This is a genomic window from Streptomyces antarcticus (assembly GCF_026627255.1).
In the GTDB taxonomy this organism is placed as follows: Bacteria; Actinomycetota; Actinomycetes; order Streptomycetales; family Streptomycetaceae; genus Streptomyces; species Streptomyces antarcticus.
This window is the reverse complement of sequence record NZ_JAPNLM010000023.1, coordinates 22,872-38,671: the sequence shown is the minus strand read 5'-3', so window position 1 is coordinate 38,671 and position 15,800 is coordinate 22,872. Positions and strand designations below refer to the sequence as shown.

At 71.3% G+C, this 15,800-nt stretch carries 15 protein-coding genes and 1 tRNA gene; 6 read left to right on the top strand and 10 right to left on the bottom strand.

Going from position 1 to position 15,800, the window contains the following annotated elements; all coding sequences use genetic code 11:
• Positions 1-13: 13 nt before the first annotated feature.
• The 4 genes from OTB16_RS28835 to OTB16_RS28820 are packed head-to-tail and all read right to left on the bottom strand — an operon-like array spanning position 14 to position 3,410.
• A complete protein-coding gene (locus tag OTB16_RS28835) occupies positions 14-862 on the bottom strand; it encodes a histidine kinase (protein ID WP_267723768.1) in 849 nt (282 codons plus the stop codon).
• A 43-nt stretch (positions 863-905) separates the two neighbouring features.
• Positions 906-1,514, bottom strand: coding sequence for a hypothetical protein (locus OTB16_RS28830; RefSeq protein WP_267723766.1), 609 nt, complete (start codon positions 1,512-1,514; stop codon positions 906-908).
• Positions 1,515-1,526: 12 nt separating this feature from the next.
• Entirely contained in the window at positions 1,527-2,957 is a 1,431-nt protein-coding gene (locus tag OTB16_RS28825; RefSeq protein WP_267723764.1) for a hypothetical protein, read from the bottom strand.
• A 9-nt stretch (positions 2,958-2,966) separates the two neighbouring features.
• Positions 2,967-3,410, bottom strand: coding sequence for a hypothetical protein (locus tag OTB16_RS28820; protein WP_267723762.1), 444 nt, complete (start codon positions 3,408-3,410; stop codon positions 2,967-2,969).
• Between the two features lie 286 nt (positions 3,411-3,696).
• Between OTB16_RS28820 and OTB16_RS28815 the strand changes: the two genes are divergently transcribed.
• A complete protein-coding gene (locus OTB16_RS28815; RefSeq protein WP_267723892.1) occupies positions 3,697-4,338 on the top strand; it encodes a thymidine kinase in 642 nt (213 codons plus the stop codon).
• A 27-nt stretch (positions 4,339-4,365) separates the two neighbouring features.
• Here OTB16_RS28815 and OTB16_RS28810 read toward each other — a convergent pair whose 3' ends face one another.
• Positions 4,366-5,496: a hypothetical protein gene (locus OTB16_RS28810; protein ID WP_267723760.1), complete on the bottom strand. Its 1,131-nt coding sequence runs from the start codon at positions 5,494-5,496 to the stop codon at positions 4,366-4,368.
• A gap of 76 nt (positions 5,497-5,572) precedes the next feature.
• On the opposite strand from OTB16_RS28810, the gene OTB16_RS28805 reads away from it, so the two are divergent.
• Positions 5,573-6,808 carry a plasmid pRiA4b ORF-3 family protein gene (locus OTB16_RS28805; RefSeq protein ID WP_267723759.1) on the top strand — a complete coding sequence of 412 codons (1,236 nt, stop codon included), beginning with the start codon at positions 5,573-5,575 and terminating at the stop codon, positions 6,806-6,808.
• The gene (locus tag OTB16_RS28800; RefSeq protein WP_267723757.1) at positions 6,809-7,078 is read left to right on the top strand and encodes a hypothetical protein; all 270 of its coding nucleotides are present in this window, start codon (positions 6,809-6,811) and stop codon (positions 7,076-7,078) included. It begins immediately after the preceding gene.
• Here the strand turns inward: OTB16_RS28800 and OTB16_RS28795 are convergent.
• Positions 7,033-8,151, bottom strand: a complete 1,119-nt coding sequence (locus OTB16_RS28795) for a hypothetical protein (RefSeq protein ID WP_267723754.1) — start codon at positions 8,149-8,151, stop codon at positions 7,033-7,035. The genes OTB16_RS28800 and OTB16_RS28795 overlap by 46 nt on opposite strands.
• Before the next feature lie 442 nt (positions 8,152-8,593).
• Here OTB16_RS28795 and OTB16_RS28790 point away from each other — a divergent pair.
• Positions 8,594-8,668, top strand: a tRNA-Cys gene (locus tag OTB16_RS28790).
• 144 nt (positions 8,669-8,812) lie between these two features.
• Here OTB16_RS28790 and OTB16_RS28785 read toward each other — a convergent pair.
• Positions 8,813-9,601 carry a VOC family protein gene (locus OTB16_RS28785; RefSeq protein WP_267723752.1) on the bottom strand — a complete coding sequence of 263 codons (789 nt, stop codon included), beginning with the start codon at positions 9,599-9,601 and terminating at the stop codon, positions 8,813-8,815.
• Between the two features lie 196 nt (positions 9,602-9,797).
• Here OTB16_RS28785 and OTB16_RS28780 point away from each other — a divergent pair, with 196 nt between their 5' ends.
• Positions 9,798-10,643 carry a sulfurtransferase gene (locus OTB16_RS28780; protein ID WP_267723751.1) on the top strand — a complete coding sequence of 282 codons (846 nt, stop codon included), beginning with the start codon at positions 9,798-9,800 and terminating at the stop codon, positions 10,641-10,643.
• A 61-nt stretch (positions 10,644-10,704) separates the two neighbouring features.
• Here the strand turns inward: OTB16_RS28780 and sepH are convergent, their stop codons facing one another.
• Complete coding sequence (sepH, locus tag OTB16_RS28775; protein ID WP_267723749.1) at positions 10,705-11,754, bottom strand: septation protein SepH; 1,050 nt, start codon at positions 11,752-11,754, stop codon at positions 10,705-10,707.
• A 494-nt stretch (positions 11,755-12,248) separates the two neighbouring features.
• On the opposite strand from sepH, the gene OTB16_RS28770 reads away from it, so the two are divergent.
• Positions 12,249-13,121, top strand: coding sequence for a hypothetical protein (locus OTB16_RS28770; RefSeq protein WP_267723747.1), 873 nt, complete (start codon positions 12,249-12,251; stop codon positions 13,119-13,121).
• 18 nt (positions 13,122-13,139) lie between these two features.
• On the opposite strand, the gene OTB16_RS28765 is transcribed toward OTB16_RS28770, so the two are convergent.
• Together OTB16_RS28765 and OTB16_RS28760 are read right to left on the bottom strand one after the other, a co-directional pair.
• Positions 13,140-14,468 carry a D-arabinono-1,4-lactone oxidase gene (locus OTB16_RS28765; RefSeq protein ID WP_267723745.1) on the bottom strand — a complete coding sequence of 443 codons (1,329 nt, stop codon included), beginning with the start codon at positions 14,466-14,468 and terminating at the stop codon, positions 13,140-13,142.
• Entirely contained in the window at positions 14,419-15,675 is a 1,257-nt protein-coding gene (locus OTB16_RS28760) for an MFS transporter (protein WP_267723743.1), read from the bottom strand. Before OTB16_RS28760 ends, OTB16_RS28765 begins: the two co-directional genes overlap by 50 nt.
• Positions 15,676-15,800: the final 125 nt, after the last annotated feature.

Genomic DNA, 15,800 nt, shown 5'->3' with positions numbered 1-15,800 from the left:
GTGTCTGCGACCGCTACGGGAGTTCCAGGTGCCGGAGTTCGCCGTCTGCCGGAAGCAGCTCGTTGATCAGCTCCCAGACCCTGCCCGCGTGCACGCGCACGAACCTCAGTGTGCTCGCCGGACCGACCTGTCCCGGTTGCACCGGTTCCGCCGGCAGTTCCCGATGCCAGTGTCCGAGAGGGCCGCAGTCCCAGACGCCGAATCCCCGGATCACCACGCCGTCCTCGCCCTCGCTCTCGCCCCGCCAGGCAGCCGTCATGCGCCAGCTCGATCGCACTTCGGCGAGCATGTCGGCGAAGACCTGGAGCGCTGGTCCATCGATTGTGCCCACGGTCTGTACGGCCTTGAGGATGTGATCGCGGCCCTCGCCGCCGGCATCCATGAATGGCATGGCGTCCGCGGCGGCCAATCCGGCATCAAGCGTGGCCACAGTGGTTTCGACCACGGAGGCACCCACATCGGGCAGCGCTCCGAAGCGCTGGAGGTTCACCATGTCCGCCAGCGTCCAGACCACCGTCCTGGGTTCGACGAGCGAGTACTGCGACTCCGCCTCCCCGGGCCATGCCTGGTGGGAGACGGCGTGGTTCTCGCCGATGATCAGCCCGTGGTTGAGCTTGCCCTGTCGGCCGTCCGACTCCACCGTGATCACCACCACCGGGCGCGCGATGGTCTGGAGCAGCGGACGGAGCAGGGGTGAGACGGCCCCCGCCTCGTCGATGAGACCGCACTCCACAAGCTCTTCCCGTTCCCGATAGAACTCATCGGGAACGGGATCTCCGACCACCAGCTCGGAAAGGACGACAACGTGGCCGTCACTCAGTCGAAAGCGGGACCTGGAAGTGTCATACGAAGGCATGTGCATACTCGCTTGGTAGTTGAGCCACCGCGATCCGGCCGGAACGCGGTCAGTACTGGGATTCCGCGTAGAACCCGAACGCCCGTGAGAAGCCTGCCCGCACGGCGCCGCGCCGGGTGAGGGTGGCTCTGTCGACGCCGCCGAAGAGCACCGCGAGCGTGATGTCGGCGCCGAGGGCCCGGCCCGCCACGCGCACCGCCAGCCGCTTGCTCTTCCCGATGCCTGACTGCTTCACCCTGATGGTGACTCCTGGATCCTCTGCGTCCGGAGCCCTGGTCAGCGTGTATTCCTTGCGGTTGACCGCCGTCAGCCGGTACTGGTCTCCGCCGCATTTCAGACGCAGCGAGCGCCCCCGGTGAGTCAGCGCCCAGCGGTTGCGTGTCATGTACACCACCGCGTCGCCGAGTCGGAGCGTCGCGCCGTTCAGGCTCGGCAGTGTCATCACCTGCGCATGGAAACCGCGCGAGGAGAAGGATGCCGAAGGGATCCGGCTGCCCCGCACTTCGCTCCTCAAGGAATGGCCGTTGTTACCGCGGTGCGGGTGGATCACCGTGATCTCCCCGAACTCCTGCGATGTCCCTTGCCAGCCGGTCAGTCGCTCGAACTTCTCGCCCTCGGACCAGACGTGCAGTGCGAACGGGGCTGTGGTGGTATGCATCTCTCTCCCTGGCTAGTCGAACGGGTTCAGCGCGCTGCCGAGCTTCCCGGCCTTGTCGCCGATCCAGTCGCCCGCCTTGTCCAGACCCTTGCCGATGGCCTCTCTGTTCTCCCAGGCCAGACACCCTGCATACACCACACCGGTACCCACGGTCAGTCCGAGGGTGACCGGATTGGGTGCGATGGTGAGTGCGGTCAGGGAACCATTGAAAGCAGTCCCGCTGAGGTCCGTGGCGAACTTCATCGGCTTGTCTTGGATCATGTCCACGTCGTACGTGGCCAGGTTCGCTATGCCGTACCCGGTCGCCGCGACACCACCGACGACTCCGAGCCCGCGGAGCGCACCAGCGGCCTTCGCGGCGTTCGCGAGGCCGCCCTCTCTCGCGACCGTGAGGAGGTTCGCCTCCGAGGCACTCGGTACGAAGTACGCCGAGCCGTTGCGCACCAAGCGTGAGCCCAGTGCGGCCGCTTCGTCGGAGCCCGTGATGGCAGTCACCAGACGCGGTGGAATCTTGGTCAGGAGACTCCCAGGGGCCGCTACGGCAAGCCGGGAGTTGATTCCGCGCGAGATCCAGGTCCCGGGGGCGTTGGCGTGGGGGTAGGGCGGGTTCAAAGTCTTGAACAGCTTGTAGCCGTACCAGGCTGAGGTTCCTGTGGCGGCCGAGAAGGCACCGACGGTCATCGAGCCCTCCAGCACCTGCGAGACCATCTTCGCAAGCTGGGGGTTACCCGTGAGGCGGGTCACGGCCTCGCGTTCGAGACGCTTTATGTAGTCGTCCAGCGTCTCGTCGTCCCGCATCTCCAGCACGGAGAGATCGGCACGTGCCTTCTTCTCCGCATCGTCGGCCTGTGCCACCGTGCCGGCGTCTCCGTTGAACCCGGTGCCCAGGCTTGCGTCGTTCTTGTTGCCGTAGCCGTCCTTGACCACGGCCTCCAGGTCCTTCTTCAGGTTCTGGTCCGCGTCGTCGACGGACTTGACGGCCGCTTTGATGTGCTCCGACCAGGACGCCTCGCTCTCCCGGACGCTCGTGGCGAAGTCCGGGTCGTGCCGGGCCGCGTTGCGTTCGGCCGGTGTGAGGCGGTCGTAGTCGTAGGCGACGACTCCCTGCTCCGACACCTTCATGCCGGCCTTGACGGCCTCGGCGCGGGCGTTCTCCAGCTGCTTCTTGAGTTCCAGGAACTGCTGGTGAGCGTTACGGAGCAAGGTGGCGGTCGCCTTGGCCTGTATCTGGGCGGCCTGGTACTCGTAGCGTGTCCCGGCGAAGTTGGTCATGGCCGTGGTCGCACTCACGCCGACCCAGGTCTGGCCCATCGTGACTTTCTGCACGCTGTCCCGGTAGCGATCCTCGACCTTGCGGATTTCCTCCGCCATCGACTGCCACTTGTCGGCAGCGGTGGAGAGCTTTCCGTAGTCGGTCACCATGACTTCGTAGTACGTCAGCACCTGCTACCCCTACAGCCCGTTCAGCTTCGACTGGGAACCGATCGGCTTGAACTGATTGCCCAGGCCGATGTCATTGCGTACGAAAAGGCCGGAGGCACCGCGCAGCGCACTCTTCTCGGACGCGAGGCGGCCCATCAGATTCTTGACCTGCTTGTCCCAGGTGTCTGCGACCTTCTTCAGGCCCGCGGCGGTGTCCCAGCCGTCGAACTCCTTGACCGCCGCGTCGGTCGACTCGTCGGCGTGTTCCGTGGCCTTCTTGCTGTTCGGCTCCAGCTCGGTCTCGATCGTGTTGGCCGCCGCCGTCTTCTCGGCCGGCGTGGAACCGAAGCCCCCGGATCCTCCGGGCGCCAAGGGAACATGGGGATCCCCAGCACCGTTCAACCGCATGTCCACCTGCTGATCGGTTGCGCCGACGCGGGACCGACCCCACTCCCGATTGAACTCCCCCGTCATGTCCCACCCTTCCCGTAGGTATAGATGATCATATGCGCGGCCATCTGAGACGCCCCCGACGGAGGGTCGCCCAGGCTGGAGAACTGGAGCCTGCGGGCAGGTGTTGCCCGCCCCTGTTCGGTTGGCGAGGACCGCGTCCAGGCCGCTGCGGGCCCTTCCCACGCGAAAAGCGAAAGGCGCTCCATGCCTGAGCGCCATGGTCTCGTGACCGCCAGCCAGCCGCCCAGACACCCCGTCCCACACTGTGCAGCCTGCCGCCTCACTATGTGGGGCCGCCGCAGTCGAGATTGACCTGGTGCGAGTTGGTGGATGGTCGAGAAAGAAAACTCTGGCTCTCCAGATCGCGCACAACCGTGATGCGCGTGGTCTCCAAGGCGTCATCTTCACCCGTGACGACCGGGCGGGAGAGGGCAAGTTGTCGTCTCGTCTGGGCTTGGTGACGGAGGCGGTGGAGGCGCCGGAGGGGATGGATCTGTACGCGTACCTGATCGCCCAGCTCTCGAAGGGTGGCAAGGCGGACTACGTGATCGTGGACGAGGCCCAGTTCCTCGCGCCCGACCAGATCGACCAGTTGGCGCGCATCGTGGACGACCTGGGCCTGGACGTCTTCGCGTTCGGCATCACCACGGACTTCCGCACCAAGCTATTCCCCGGCTCGCAGCGCCTGATCGAGCTGGCGGACCGCCTGGAGCAGCTCCAGGTGGAGGCGCTGTGCTGGTGCGGCGCCCGCGCCACGCACAACGCCCGCACGGTGGGCGGCGAGATGGTGGTCGAGGGCGCCCAGGTCGTCGTCGGCGACGTGAACCGCCCGGCGGAGGAGATCGGCTACGAGGTCCTCTGCCGCCGCCACCACCGCAAGCGGATGACCTCGGCCGCGGCCCACGCGGGCGCGCTCTCGCCGGACGTCCTCCCGGTCAACCACGCCTGACCGTCTCCTTCCGTCCCCGCGGCCGAGTTACCGGAGACCGTGACTGTCGAGACGGCGGATGAGGCCGGGCCGGCCCCGGTAGGTGTCGCGCAGGAGCCCCAGACGCTGCTGGAAATCGACACCGTGTCCGGCGTGAGCGCAGGCATCGCGCAGGTCATGAAGGAGGGCGACAGCCGCCTCGTAGGCACTGGTCTTCTTGGAGGCGATGTGTGCTTCGGCCTGGTTCCAGATGACGTCCGCCTCGGCGGCGAGTGCGGTCAGGCGTGTGGCGCGGGCTCGCAGCCGGTCGCGTTCGGCGTGGCCGCGGCGCTCGGCGCGGCGGGTGTGCGCCGCATCCAGCAGCTGGGCGGCGGTCCGGTGACCGGGTGCGGTCGCCGGGGTGGAGGTTTCCCGCAGACGGTGCAGGAGTTCGCTGTGCAAGTGGGGTTCCGGGCCCAGGGCGAGGCGCAGCAGCAGGGCGTCCTTCTCCTTGTCCGGGAGGGCGGAGACGAGTCGCGCGAGCTCCTTGCGTGTCAGACCGGCCGCGGGTTCCGGCGCCGCGGTGCTGCTCCGTGCGGCGACAGCGAGCAGGTCGGTGTCGACGCGCAGGAAGTCCGCGAGCGCGCTTTGCGGAGCCGTGAGTTCGCCCAGGCCGGCGGGGACGGGAGGCTCCAGGGCGGACCGGTACTCCTCTTCGTCGTCGTCCTCGGCTTCCCAGGCAGAGAGGGCGGAGAGCCACGCCAGATAGAGGGGCCGCATATCGCCGGTGGCGAGTTCCTCGCGTACGCCGATGACCTCGGCCAGCGAATCGTCGGCTCCCTCGACCCAGTCGCCGCCCTCGTCCTCGCTGGTCAGGTCGAGGAGAAGGTGGGTCCGGGTGGCCCAGGTTTCGACGTGGTGGCCGAGACCGTACGGTTGGACGCTGGGCAGGGCCAGGCGCTGTAGGGGCAGTCGGAGCATCAGCCGGTGTGTGCCCCAGCTGGCGACGTACAGATGGGCGTCGAAGTACCGCTCCACCAGGTTTCGCGGATTCCCCCGCAGGTCGCCCCAGTGGTACTCGTTGGTGAAGCTGGTGGCGGTGATCCTGGCACGGCTGGAAACGCCCCGCAGTGCTTCCCGCTGGTCGCCGCTCAGTGGCTGGTCGAGGGCCTGAAACTCGTAGTACTGGTACTCGCTCACCGGAACCACCCTACGGCTGACGGCGGTGCGGGAGGGTAGGTTCGGCGAGGCGGCGAGGGCCCGGAACGGAGCGGTTGTGGACGAGTCTCATGACAAGTCAGCGGGACAGGTACGGGAGTTGGTCGGGTGGATCGGCGCGGGACGGAAATTGACGCAGACCGGCCGCATCACCCTCGCGGACGCCCGGACCTTGGTGGAGCTGCTGGACACCGGCGACCAGATGGACCCGGTGATCGGTGACCGGACGTTCAAGACGAAGTCCAGCGAGGAGCTGTACCACCTCAACCTGCTGGTGGAATGGGCCAAGGCCGCCCGACTGCTGAGGGTTGCCGGTGGCCGTCTGCTGCCGGTGAAGAAGAACGCCCGGCTGCTCGACCGGCCCGACGGCCTGTGGAACGCCCTCTTCGAAGCGGTACCGCGCATCGGGAGTGCCGTACTGGTCTCGGGGTGGCTTGAGTCGGTCTTCTCGCAGGAGTACGCCGCCGGCCTGCGGGCGCTGCTGCATCGGTTGTACGAGGCTCGCGGCCCGGTCGCCGGCGACACGCTGCGCAGAGCGGTGTGGCAGGCGGTGACCGCTCCCTACGTCCTCGATGACGTGCCGCCCGAGCGGCTGCGGGGCTGGCGCGGTAGCAACGACCGTGACGTGCGGCTGTTGCTCGACACACTCGTGGCCCTCGGGGCCGTCCGAAGCGACGATGACACCGTGGAGCTGACCGGTCAGGGCAGGCGGGCCGTGGCCGTGATGCGCGGCGAACCGCTCCCCGGAGAACCGGTGTTCCAGCTGCGCATCGATCTGGAGGGCGTTGTCGAACCGGCGGTCTGGCGACGTGTGCTGGTGTCGGCCGCGGCCCGGCTCGACCAAGCGCATGCCGTGATCCAGGCTGTCATGGGCTGGGAGAACAGCCATATGCACGCCTTCACCGTGGACGGCGTCCAGTACGGCCGGGCCAGCACCGACCTCGACTTCGGGGACGAGCGGGGCGTCACTCTCGGCGCCCTGCTCAAGGAGGGAGGGAGCCTTGCGTACACGTACGACTTCGGTGACTCCTGGGACCACCGCGTCACGGTGGAGCACCGGCTCGCAGCCGAGGCAGACCGGAGCTATCCCGTCTGCGTAGCCGGTTCCGGCGCCTGCCCTCCTGAGGACTGCGGAGGCGCCGAGGCCTATGAAGACCTCAAGCGGACTCTCGCCGATCCGACGTGGACGGAGCACGACGACCTCGTGCGGTGGCTTGGCCTTGACTCCGGGGCGGGGTTCGACCCGGCCCGGTTCACCCCCGGCGAGGCCAATGACAGGCTCCGGCAGATGTAAATGGCTGCGCTGGCCGGAGCCGAGTTCCAGGTGCCCGCCCGGGTCGCCGGTGCCGAGGACTCCGCCCGCCTTCCCGCCGCACCCGCCGTCCGCCCGGGCGGTCTCCGCGCGGACGAGCACGGGGACTTCCGCCTGGAGGTCATCTCTGACGCACGACCCGCCGCACATCGCCCCCGCCACTTCCGCGGGATGACGGGGGTGACGGCGGCGTCCGGGGTGACCGTCTACTGGAAGCTGAGCCGGTGGGGGTGCGCCGGGGAGGCGGGGTAGGTGTGTACGCGCATCAGGCCGCGGCCGAGGTGGACGCCGGTCGGGTCGCTGATCCGGCTGTCCGGTACGGCGGCCCGGTCCTCCAGCGGGATCCAGCTCTCGCAGCCCCCGTCCCATTCACCGGCGGCCACCGTGAGCAGGGGAGGCATGGGCGTTCCGCAGGTTCCGCAGTCGATGTCCGCCGGGTCGGTGAGGTGCCACGAGGCGAAGCCGCCGACCTTCCAGCCGGGCGCGATGGACAGGTCGCCCCGGTAGGTGACCTCGGCGTCCTCGTCCGCGTGCGCGGCGGCCATGGCGGCCGCGTACTCCTCGTACGTGCCGAAGCCGGACGGGGCGCGGGTGCCCCACGCGCCGTCGCTGTCGCCATCGCCGTTGCCGTCGCCGTCCTCGCCCTCGTCGTCTCCCCCCTCCCACGCTTCGACGGACTCCTGGAGGTCCTCGTCCAGCAGGCCCTCGTACTCGTGCTCCACCACTTGTTCGGGGTGGAGCACGCACGCGTTCGGCACGCATTCGGCCCTGCCCACCACCACGGGCTCCGGCATCACGGCGAGGACCCCGCCGACGTCCCCGGCGCGGCGCCACTTCAGTACGACGTCGACGGTCCGGTCGGGACCGTGCGCCTCGAAGGGACACCAGAGGACCTGGAGCAGGTCGCAGCCCTCCGGTCCGGTGAGGTCCGGGACATCGCGGGCGAAGAGCTGCGCGACGGCGAGGAGCGGGACCGGATCCGCGTCACCGATGTACGGAGCGTGCCGTCCCGGCCGGAGGCTGCCGAGGACCTCGCGTTCCGCGTCGGTGGGACCCGTGGCGGGGTCGCGGTGCCATGCCCCGTCGAGGATCCGGCGCCGGAGGCGTACGTCCGACAGCAGGTGTCCCCTGCCCTTGCGGTGGGCCGCGGTGCACACGGGCCACGGTTCACCGGCGGGCCACAGGAGCGGCCCGGCCACCGAACTGTCATCGGCGGCCGGGGTGCCGGAGCGGGGGTGGAGGCGGGTGCTGGTGCGGCGGTGCCCGGCGAGGGCGGGGAACAGAGCCTCGGCGTCGACCGGGCGGGGCGGGGTGGTGCGGGTCACGGGTTCCTCACTCGCTGTGTCCTTCGCGGCGGGCAACCACGGGCCGGAGACGGTCACTTGGGGTCGGCGGTCATCCACCACGGCCGGCACCCCAGGCCGGGCCTGACGATACCGCCGTACGGTGACGCCGCGTCCGTACGGGTCCGATCACCGATGACGGCGCTGCCGGGTTCGCCGAACCGGCCACCGGGCGGCGGTACTTCGCCGTCCGTCGGCGGCAGTCGCCCCCGGATGCCGTGCAGTCCTGATCCTCGCCCCGAGCGGAGCTCCCGCCGGAACGGGGCGGTCACCGTACGCGGGTGCGCCGGAAGGGGCCCTCGGGGCGAGCGTGAACGGCGTGTGTCAGGTGTATGGCGGCCCGGGCGCCGCCCTTCCCCGGCGGCCACCCGTGCCCGTACGGTCAGAGACGAAGCAACACCAGCACCAGCAACAGCACCACCACGACCGTGTGCCCGAGCGGCTCAGGGGCCGGCCTGCAAAGCCGGTTACGCGGGTTCGAACCCCGCCACGGTCTCCATCGGCTGCCCGGCCGGCGCTCGCGCCGACCGGGCGGCGCCGTGTGGCGGGACGGCCGAATACCCTGCCCCTCCGGCCTCGTCACACCCTTCCGCCGGCGCCCGGCGGGGCTTCGCCTCCTCACCGGCCGGGCCCCCGCGTGACCTCACCCCCGCCGCGACTGCACCAGGGTGAAGACCGCGCCCTCCGGGTCCGCCACGACTGCCAGCCGGCCGCTGACCCCGTCGCGGGGCGGCTCGACGATCCGGCCGCCGAGCTCCGCGACCCGCTCGGCGGCGGCGTCGGTGTCCTCGACCTCGAAGTACGCCATCCAGTGCGGCCCCCGGTCGTGCGGTAGCGAGCGTCCGACCCCGTGCACCGCGGCCACCGGCCGGCCGTCCAGGTACAGGGTCAGGTAGTCGAAGTCGTCGGAGGCGGTGGCGTGCGTCTGGGCCTCGTGGCCGAAGACGTGCTCGTAGAACTTGCCGACCGTGGACGTGTCCTGGGTGACCAGCTCGTTCCACACCGGAGTGCCCGGCGCGCCGTGCATCCCGGTGTCCATCGGGGTCTGGGCCTGCCAGATCCCGAAGATCGCGCCCAGCGGGTCCGAGCAGATGGCCACCCGCCCCGCGGTGCCGGCGTCCAGGGGGCCCACCGCGACCGTGCCCCCGCAGGAGCGGATCGCCTCGGCGGTGGCGTCGGCGTCGTCCGTGGCCAGGTACGTGGTCCAGGCCACCGGCAGGTGCCGGTCCGGTGGCATCTCGCCGATGCCGGCCACCTCGCTGCCGTTCAACAGGGCCCGTACGTACGGGCCGAGCTGCTCCGGGCCGGGTACGAACTCCCAGCCGAACAGATCCGCGTAGAAGTCCTCGGTGGTTCCGAGGCCGTGCACCATGAGGCTCACCCAGCACGGTGTGCCGGGCGTGCGCCGCGTTGCCTTCGCTGCCTCGGTCATGTCAGCGTCTCCTCCGTCGTCCCGCTTGCCGGTGCTGATGCTTCCACCCCGGAGGGCTCGGCGCGCCCCGACCGCGCCGCATCGGCCGGGCCCGGGGCAGAGATGACCGGATCGGTGCGCCCCCGCCCGTGACGGGCTTGTCACGCGGGCGCCGCCCCCGTGCCGCGGGCGGCGGGCTGGGAGGAAGATGACCCGCATGACTGCGACCTCTGCGATCCTCTCCGCCGCCGAACTGAAGAGCGAGCTGGCGGGCCCCCGGCCTCCGGTCCTGCTGGACGTCCGCTGGCAGCTCGGCGGCCCCGACCAGCTGCCGGCGTACGAGGCCGGGCACCTGCCCGGCGCCGTGTACGTCGACCTCGACCGCGAACTGGCAGGTCCGGCGGGGTCGGGCGGCCGCCACCCGCTGCCGGACCCGGAGGCCTTCGGAGCGGTGATGCGCCGGGCCGGCGTCTCCGCGGGCACACCGGTGGTCGTGTACGACGGTGGCCAGGGCTGGGCCGCGGCCCGGGCGTGGTGGCTGTTGCGCTGGACGGGTCACCCGGGGGTACGGGTCCTGGACGGGGGCCTGGCCGCCTGGACCGAGGCGGGCGGCGCGGTGACGGCCGACCGGGTGACTCCGGAGGAAGGCGATTTCAAGCCAACCCCGGGGGCTGTCGGGCTGCTGGACGCGGACCAGGCCGCCGAGCGGGCCCGTGTGGGGGTGCTTCTGGACGCCCGGGCAGGGGAGCGCTACCGCGGCGAGGTCGAGCCGATCGACCCGGTCGGCGGTCACATTCCGGGCGCGCTGTCGGCGCCGACCGCGGAGAACGTGGGGCCGGACGGCCGATTCCTGCCGTCGGCGGCACTGCGCGCCCGCTTCACCGGGCTCGGCGCCTCGGACGGGACCCCGGTCGGCGTGTACTGCGGCTCGGGGGTTTCCGGCGCCCATCAGGTCCTGGCCCTGGAGGTGGCGGGCATCACCGCCGACCTGTACGCCGGCAGCTGGTCGGAGTGGTCCGCCGACCCCTCCCGCCCGGTGGCCACGGGCCCGGACCCGGAGTAGCCCGCCGCAGGCACCCCGCCCTGGGCGGGGTGCCTGCGGCGCGACCGCGGCCCGGCGGACGCTACTCCTGCTTCTTGCGGCGGGTGCCGAAGACGATCTCGTCCCAGCTGGGTACGGCCGCCCGCCGTCCGGGGCGGACCCCGTCGGCCTCGGCCTGGCGGTCGGTGGTGCCGGTCAGGCGGTCGCGGTGGCCCGCGACCGTACGGGGCATCAGGACGTCGGCGTACGCGGAGCCCGCGCCCGCCGACGCGGCGGGTGCCGGCGGCTCCTCCGCCTCCGGCTCCTCGGCCGGCGGCTCGGTGCGGTCCGGGACCACGAGGTCGCCCCGGAAGCTCGGGACGGCCTCCAGCAGGCTCGTCAGGGTGTCCCGCTCCTCCTCCGCGTCCGGCGTGGGCGCGACGGGCCGCTCCAGCTGGCGGTCGAGGGCGCGGTCCAGCGGCCGGTCGCGCGGCAGCCGCGCGATCCGGGGCACGAACGGGAAGCTCGGCTCGGGCGTCGCCGGGAGGTCGTCCGACTCGCCGATCAGCGAGCGGGCCTCGTCGTCGACGGCCACGACCAGCCGGCGCGGCGGGTCGTACGTCCAGCTCGCCGAGTGCGGTTCGCCCGCGACCAGGTAGACCAGGAGGACTTCCCAGGTGCCGTCGTCGCGGCGCCACGAGTCCCACTGGACGGATTCCTTCTCGGCGCCGCGCAGCGTCAGCCGCTCCTGCACGGCCTCGCCGAGCTGGGGTCCGGTGTTCTCGCCGGGCCGGCGCACGGGCGTCTTGCGGGCCCGCTCGGCCATGAAGGCGCGCTCGGCGAGCACGGGGCCCTCGAAGCGGCGTACGCGGTCGACGGGGATGCCGGCGAGCTGGGCGACCTCCTCCGCGGAGGCTCCGGCCCGTATGCGGGCCTGGATGTCGCGGGGGCGGAGGTGGCTCTCGACCTCGATCTCGATCTGGTTCAGCCGTGCGCGGTCGTTGCGCACGGCGGCCCGCAGCCGCTCGTCGATCGGAAGCGTGTACTCCGTGCTGTCCCCAGCTTTGAGCACCAGTCGTGTGCCGTCATTTGAGACGGCCACGACACGCAGTTCGGGCATGGGGACCTCCCGGGTGGTGCCTGCCGACGTCACGTGCGTCGCTGCTTCCGCTAGTCGAGTGTGGCCTGCCCGGGTGCAGCCTGCCACAACCTTGCCGAGTTAAACCGGCGTGTCGGGCATGCGCCCTTGATCGCCGGCATGGCACGGTTACCTGTTGGGCACGCACAGTGACCGAACGGTTACTGTGCGCAGCAGGCACCCGTGCAATACCGCGGCATCACCGGTCTTTGAGTGCCGTTTTCCATCAGCCGGCCCCCTCTCCCGAGTCCGGACATCCGAAAGGAAGGACGGCCCCAGGGCTCGCCACAGTACTCCATTCGGGCCACCTGGGTGGACCGCCGCGCCGCCGAAGTTCTCGCCGGTGGCGGGAGTTGGGCTGCCCTGCGTCGGCTCCGACCTGCGCGGGTGTCCGCTCTCAGGTGTCCTGCTTCACAGAATCCCCCGAAACGGAACTAATCGTTTCGCCCAGGTGTCAGTAACTCCTGTAAGGGATGACGCGCGAGAGGCAGGACACGCAGGGGATGGCGATGGGTCAGAAGGCTACGCAGGACGTCGAACCGGAGAAGAAGAAGCTCGACCTGAGCGTGGCTCAGGTGGCCGGGACCTCCCTCGCGACGGTCGCGGCGGCCGTGCTCGCCTCGCAGCTCGGGGTCTACGGGACGATCGGCGGGGCGGCGGTGGTCAGCGTGGTCGCCACCGCGGGCGGACCCGTCATCCAGCACTTCTTCCGGCGCACCGGCGACCAGCTGCGCGAGACCGTCCGGCCCGGAGCCCGGCAGGTGCCGCTCCTCACGAAGCCGCCGGCGGACGGGAAACCGCCCGCGGAGGAGAAGCTGCCCGACGGAACGATCCTGCTGCGTGCGGTCCCGGCCGGCCCGGAACCCGACGGGGACTTCGGGCAGGCCACCGTCCACGGCACCCGCGTACGGGGGTGGAAGCGCACGGCCGTCGCCGCCGGAGCCGCCTTCGCGATAGCGATGGGCGGACTCGGGACCTACGAGGCGATCGCCGGCACCTCCGTCAGCTCCGACGGCCGCACCCTGCTCACCGGCGGCGCGGGCACGGCCCGCGACCACAAGGACGAGGAGCGCCGGCAGGGCCCGGGCACCGGCGGCAAGGGCCGCGAGGGCGGGGGGACCCCGGAGTCCGCAACGCCCTCCCCCCACCCCTCCGGCTCGCGGGGCGCGGGCGGCGGGAGCGGCGGCCGGAGCCCGAGCCCCGAGCCGGACACCTCGCCCTCCGGCAGCCCGAGCCCTCCGGTCACCCCGAGCCCGCCGCCGGTGACCCCGAGCCCGCCGGCCAGTCCGAGCGCCAGGCCCTCGAACCCGGCCACCCCGGGCCCCGCGACCCCGCCGGCCCCGCCCGCCGGTGGCGGGACCGGGCAGCCGAGCGGCTCCTGACGGGGCGTGCGCCCCGGCTCATGCGCCGAGGACGCGCCGCAGGTAGTCGTTGCCGAACACCCGGTCCGGGTCCAGCCGGTCCCGGAGCGCGGTGAACTCGCCGAACCTCGGATAGACCCGCGCGAAGTACTCCGCGTCCCGGGTGTGCACCTTGCCCCAGTGCGGCCGGCCGCCGTGCGCGGTGAAGACGCGCTCGGCCGCCGTGAAGTACGCCTGGTACGGGGTGCCCCGGTACATGTGCACCGCGATGTACGCCGTTTCGCGCCCCGAGGCCGTCGACAGCGTGATGTCGTCCGCCGGGGCCGTCCGCACCTCCACCGGGAAGCTGATCCGCAGGTCCGAGCGGTCCACCACCGCCCGCAGCTCCCGCAGCGCCGCGACGAGCCGCTCGCGCGGGAGGGCGTACTCCATCTCCACGAAGCGCACCCGGCGCGGGCTGGTGAACACCTTGTACGGGATGTCCGTGTAGGTGCGCGCCGACAGGGCGCGGCTGGCGACGCGGGCGATGGAGGGGATGGCCGCCGGGACCCCGCGGCCGATCGAGTTGACGGCCTGGAAGATGCCGTTGGACAGCAGCTCGTCCTCGATCCAGGCGCTCACCGGGCCGGGCGGGGCGGCCGGGCCCTGGCTGCGGTTGTTCCGCTTGGTGTTGCAGTTGCCGGTGTGCGGGAACCAGTAGAACTCGAAGTGCTCGTTCTCCGCGACGTGCTCGTCGAACTCGGCGGTCACCCGCTCGAAGCCCATCGGCTCCTCCCGGGCGGTGAGGAAGAACAGCGGCTCCACGGCGAGGGTGATCGCCGTGATGACGCCGAGCGCCCCGATGCCCAGCCGGGCCGCCGCGAAGACCTCGGGGTTCTCCTCGCGGGAGCAGGCCAGCAGCCGGCCGTCCGCGGTGACCAGCTCCAGGCCGCGGATCTGGGCGGCGATCGAGGCCGAGTCGCGGCCGGTGCCATGGGTACCGGTGCTGGTCGCGCCGGAGACCGTCTGCTCCATGATGTCGCCCATGTTGGTGAGCGACAGGCCCTCGGCGGCCAAGGCCCGGTTGAGGTCCTTCAGGATCGTGCCCGCCGCCACCGTGACGGTGCCCGCGGCCCGGTCGATCCGCTTGATCCCGGCCAGTGCCTGGGGGCGTACGAGCACCCCGTCCGTCGCGGCCGCCGCGGTGAAGGAGTGGCCGGTGCCGACCGCCTTCACCCGCAGACCCTCCTCGGCGGCCCGGCGGACCGCCTCCTGGAGCTCCCCGACCGAGGCCGGGGTCACCACGCGGGCGGGTGTGGCGGTGACGTTCCCCGCCCAGTTACGCCACGCGGTCGCCCCGCGGCTCTTCCCTGCTGTCGCCATCCCCATCGGTAGCCGGCTCCTCCCCTTGCGCCGGCTTCGTCAGCCGGCGGTATCCCGCGAACGCAACCGCCGCCGCGGCCGTCCCCGCCGCGATGGAGACGACGTACCCGCGCTGCGCGCCGGCCGCGTCGATGACCAGGCCGGTCACCGAGGAGCCGACCGCGACGCCGACCGCGAGGCCGGTGCTGATCCAGGTCATGCCCTCGGTCAGCTTCGCGCGGGGTACGTGCGCCTCGATCAGGGCCATCGTCGTGATCATCGTGGGAGCGATGGCGAGGCCCGAGACGAAGAGCGCCACGGCCAGAAACGGAAGGTTCCCGGCCAGTAGGAGGGGGATCATACTCACGGCCATCGCACATACGCCCAGTAGCCAGCGCAGTTCGCTGCGGCCCTTGAGGTGCAGCAGGCCGAAGACGATTCCGGCGATACAGGACCCCAGCGCCCAGATCGCCAGGATGAAACTCGCCGAGGACTTGGCGCCCTGCTCCTCGGCGAAGGCGAGGGTGGACACGTCGATGGACCCGAAGATGGCGCCGGTCGCGACGAACGTGGCGGTCAGCACCCGGAGGCCGGGGGAGCGCAGCGCCGAGGTGCGGTCCGTGTGCTCCCCGCGCGGGTGCGGCGCCGGCTCGGTGGAGCGCTGCGCGGTGAGCAGCCAGACGCCCACGAGCAGGCACACGGCGGCGATCAGCGGGCCGGCCTCGGGGAACCAGGTGGTGGACAGGCCGATGGCGAGGATCGGCCCGAAGATGAAGCACACCTCGTCGACGACGGACTCGAAGGAGTACGCGGTGTGCAGTTCGCGCGGGGAGTCGTGGTAGATCACGGTCCAGCGGGCCCGGATCATCGAGCCGACGCTCGGTACGCAGCCCGCGACGGCGGCGCACACGAACAGGGTCCAGTCGGGCAGGCCGTTGGCGGCCGCCAGCAGCAGGCCGGTCACCGCGGCCACGGAGACGAGGGTCGCGGGACGCAGGACGCGCCGCTGCCCGTACTGGTCGACCAGGCGGGAGATCTGCGGGCCGAAGAACGCGGCGGCCAGCGCGAGGGTTCCGGTGAGCGCGCTGGCCATCGCGTAGCGGCCGGTGATCTCCGAGATCATGGTGAGGATGCCGACGCCGACCATGGAGAGCGGCATCCGGCCGATGAGTCCGGCGGCGCTGAACGCCTTCGTGCCAGGGGCCGCGAAGATGGCGCGGTAGGGACTGGGCACGGGCCCTCCGTAAGGGATGTCAGCGGCCCGTACAGGTTACGGCCGCCGGGGACGCGCGCGCGCCGGGACGACCCGGACGGGAGGGTCTGTTTCCCGCCCGGGGATGGCGGGTGGCAGGATTCCGG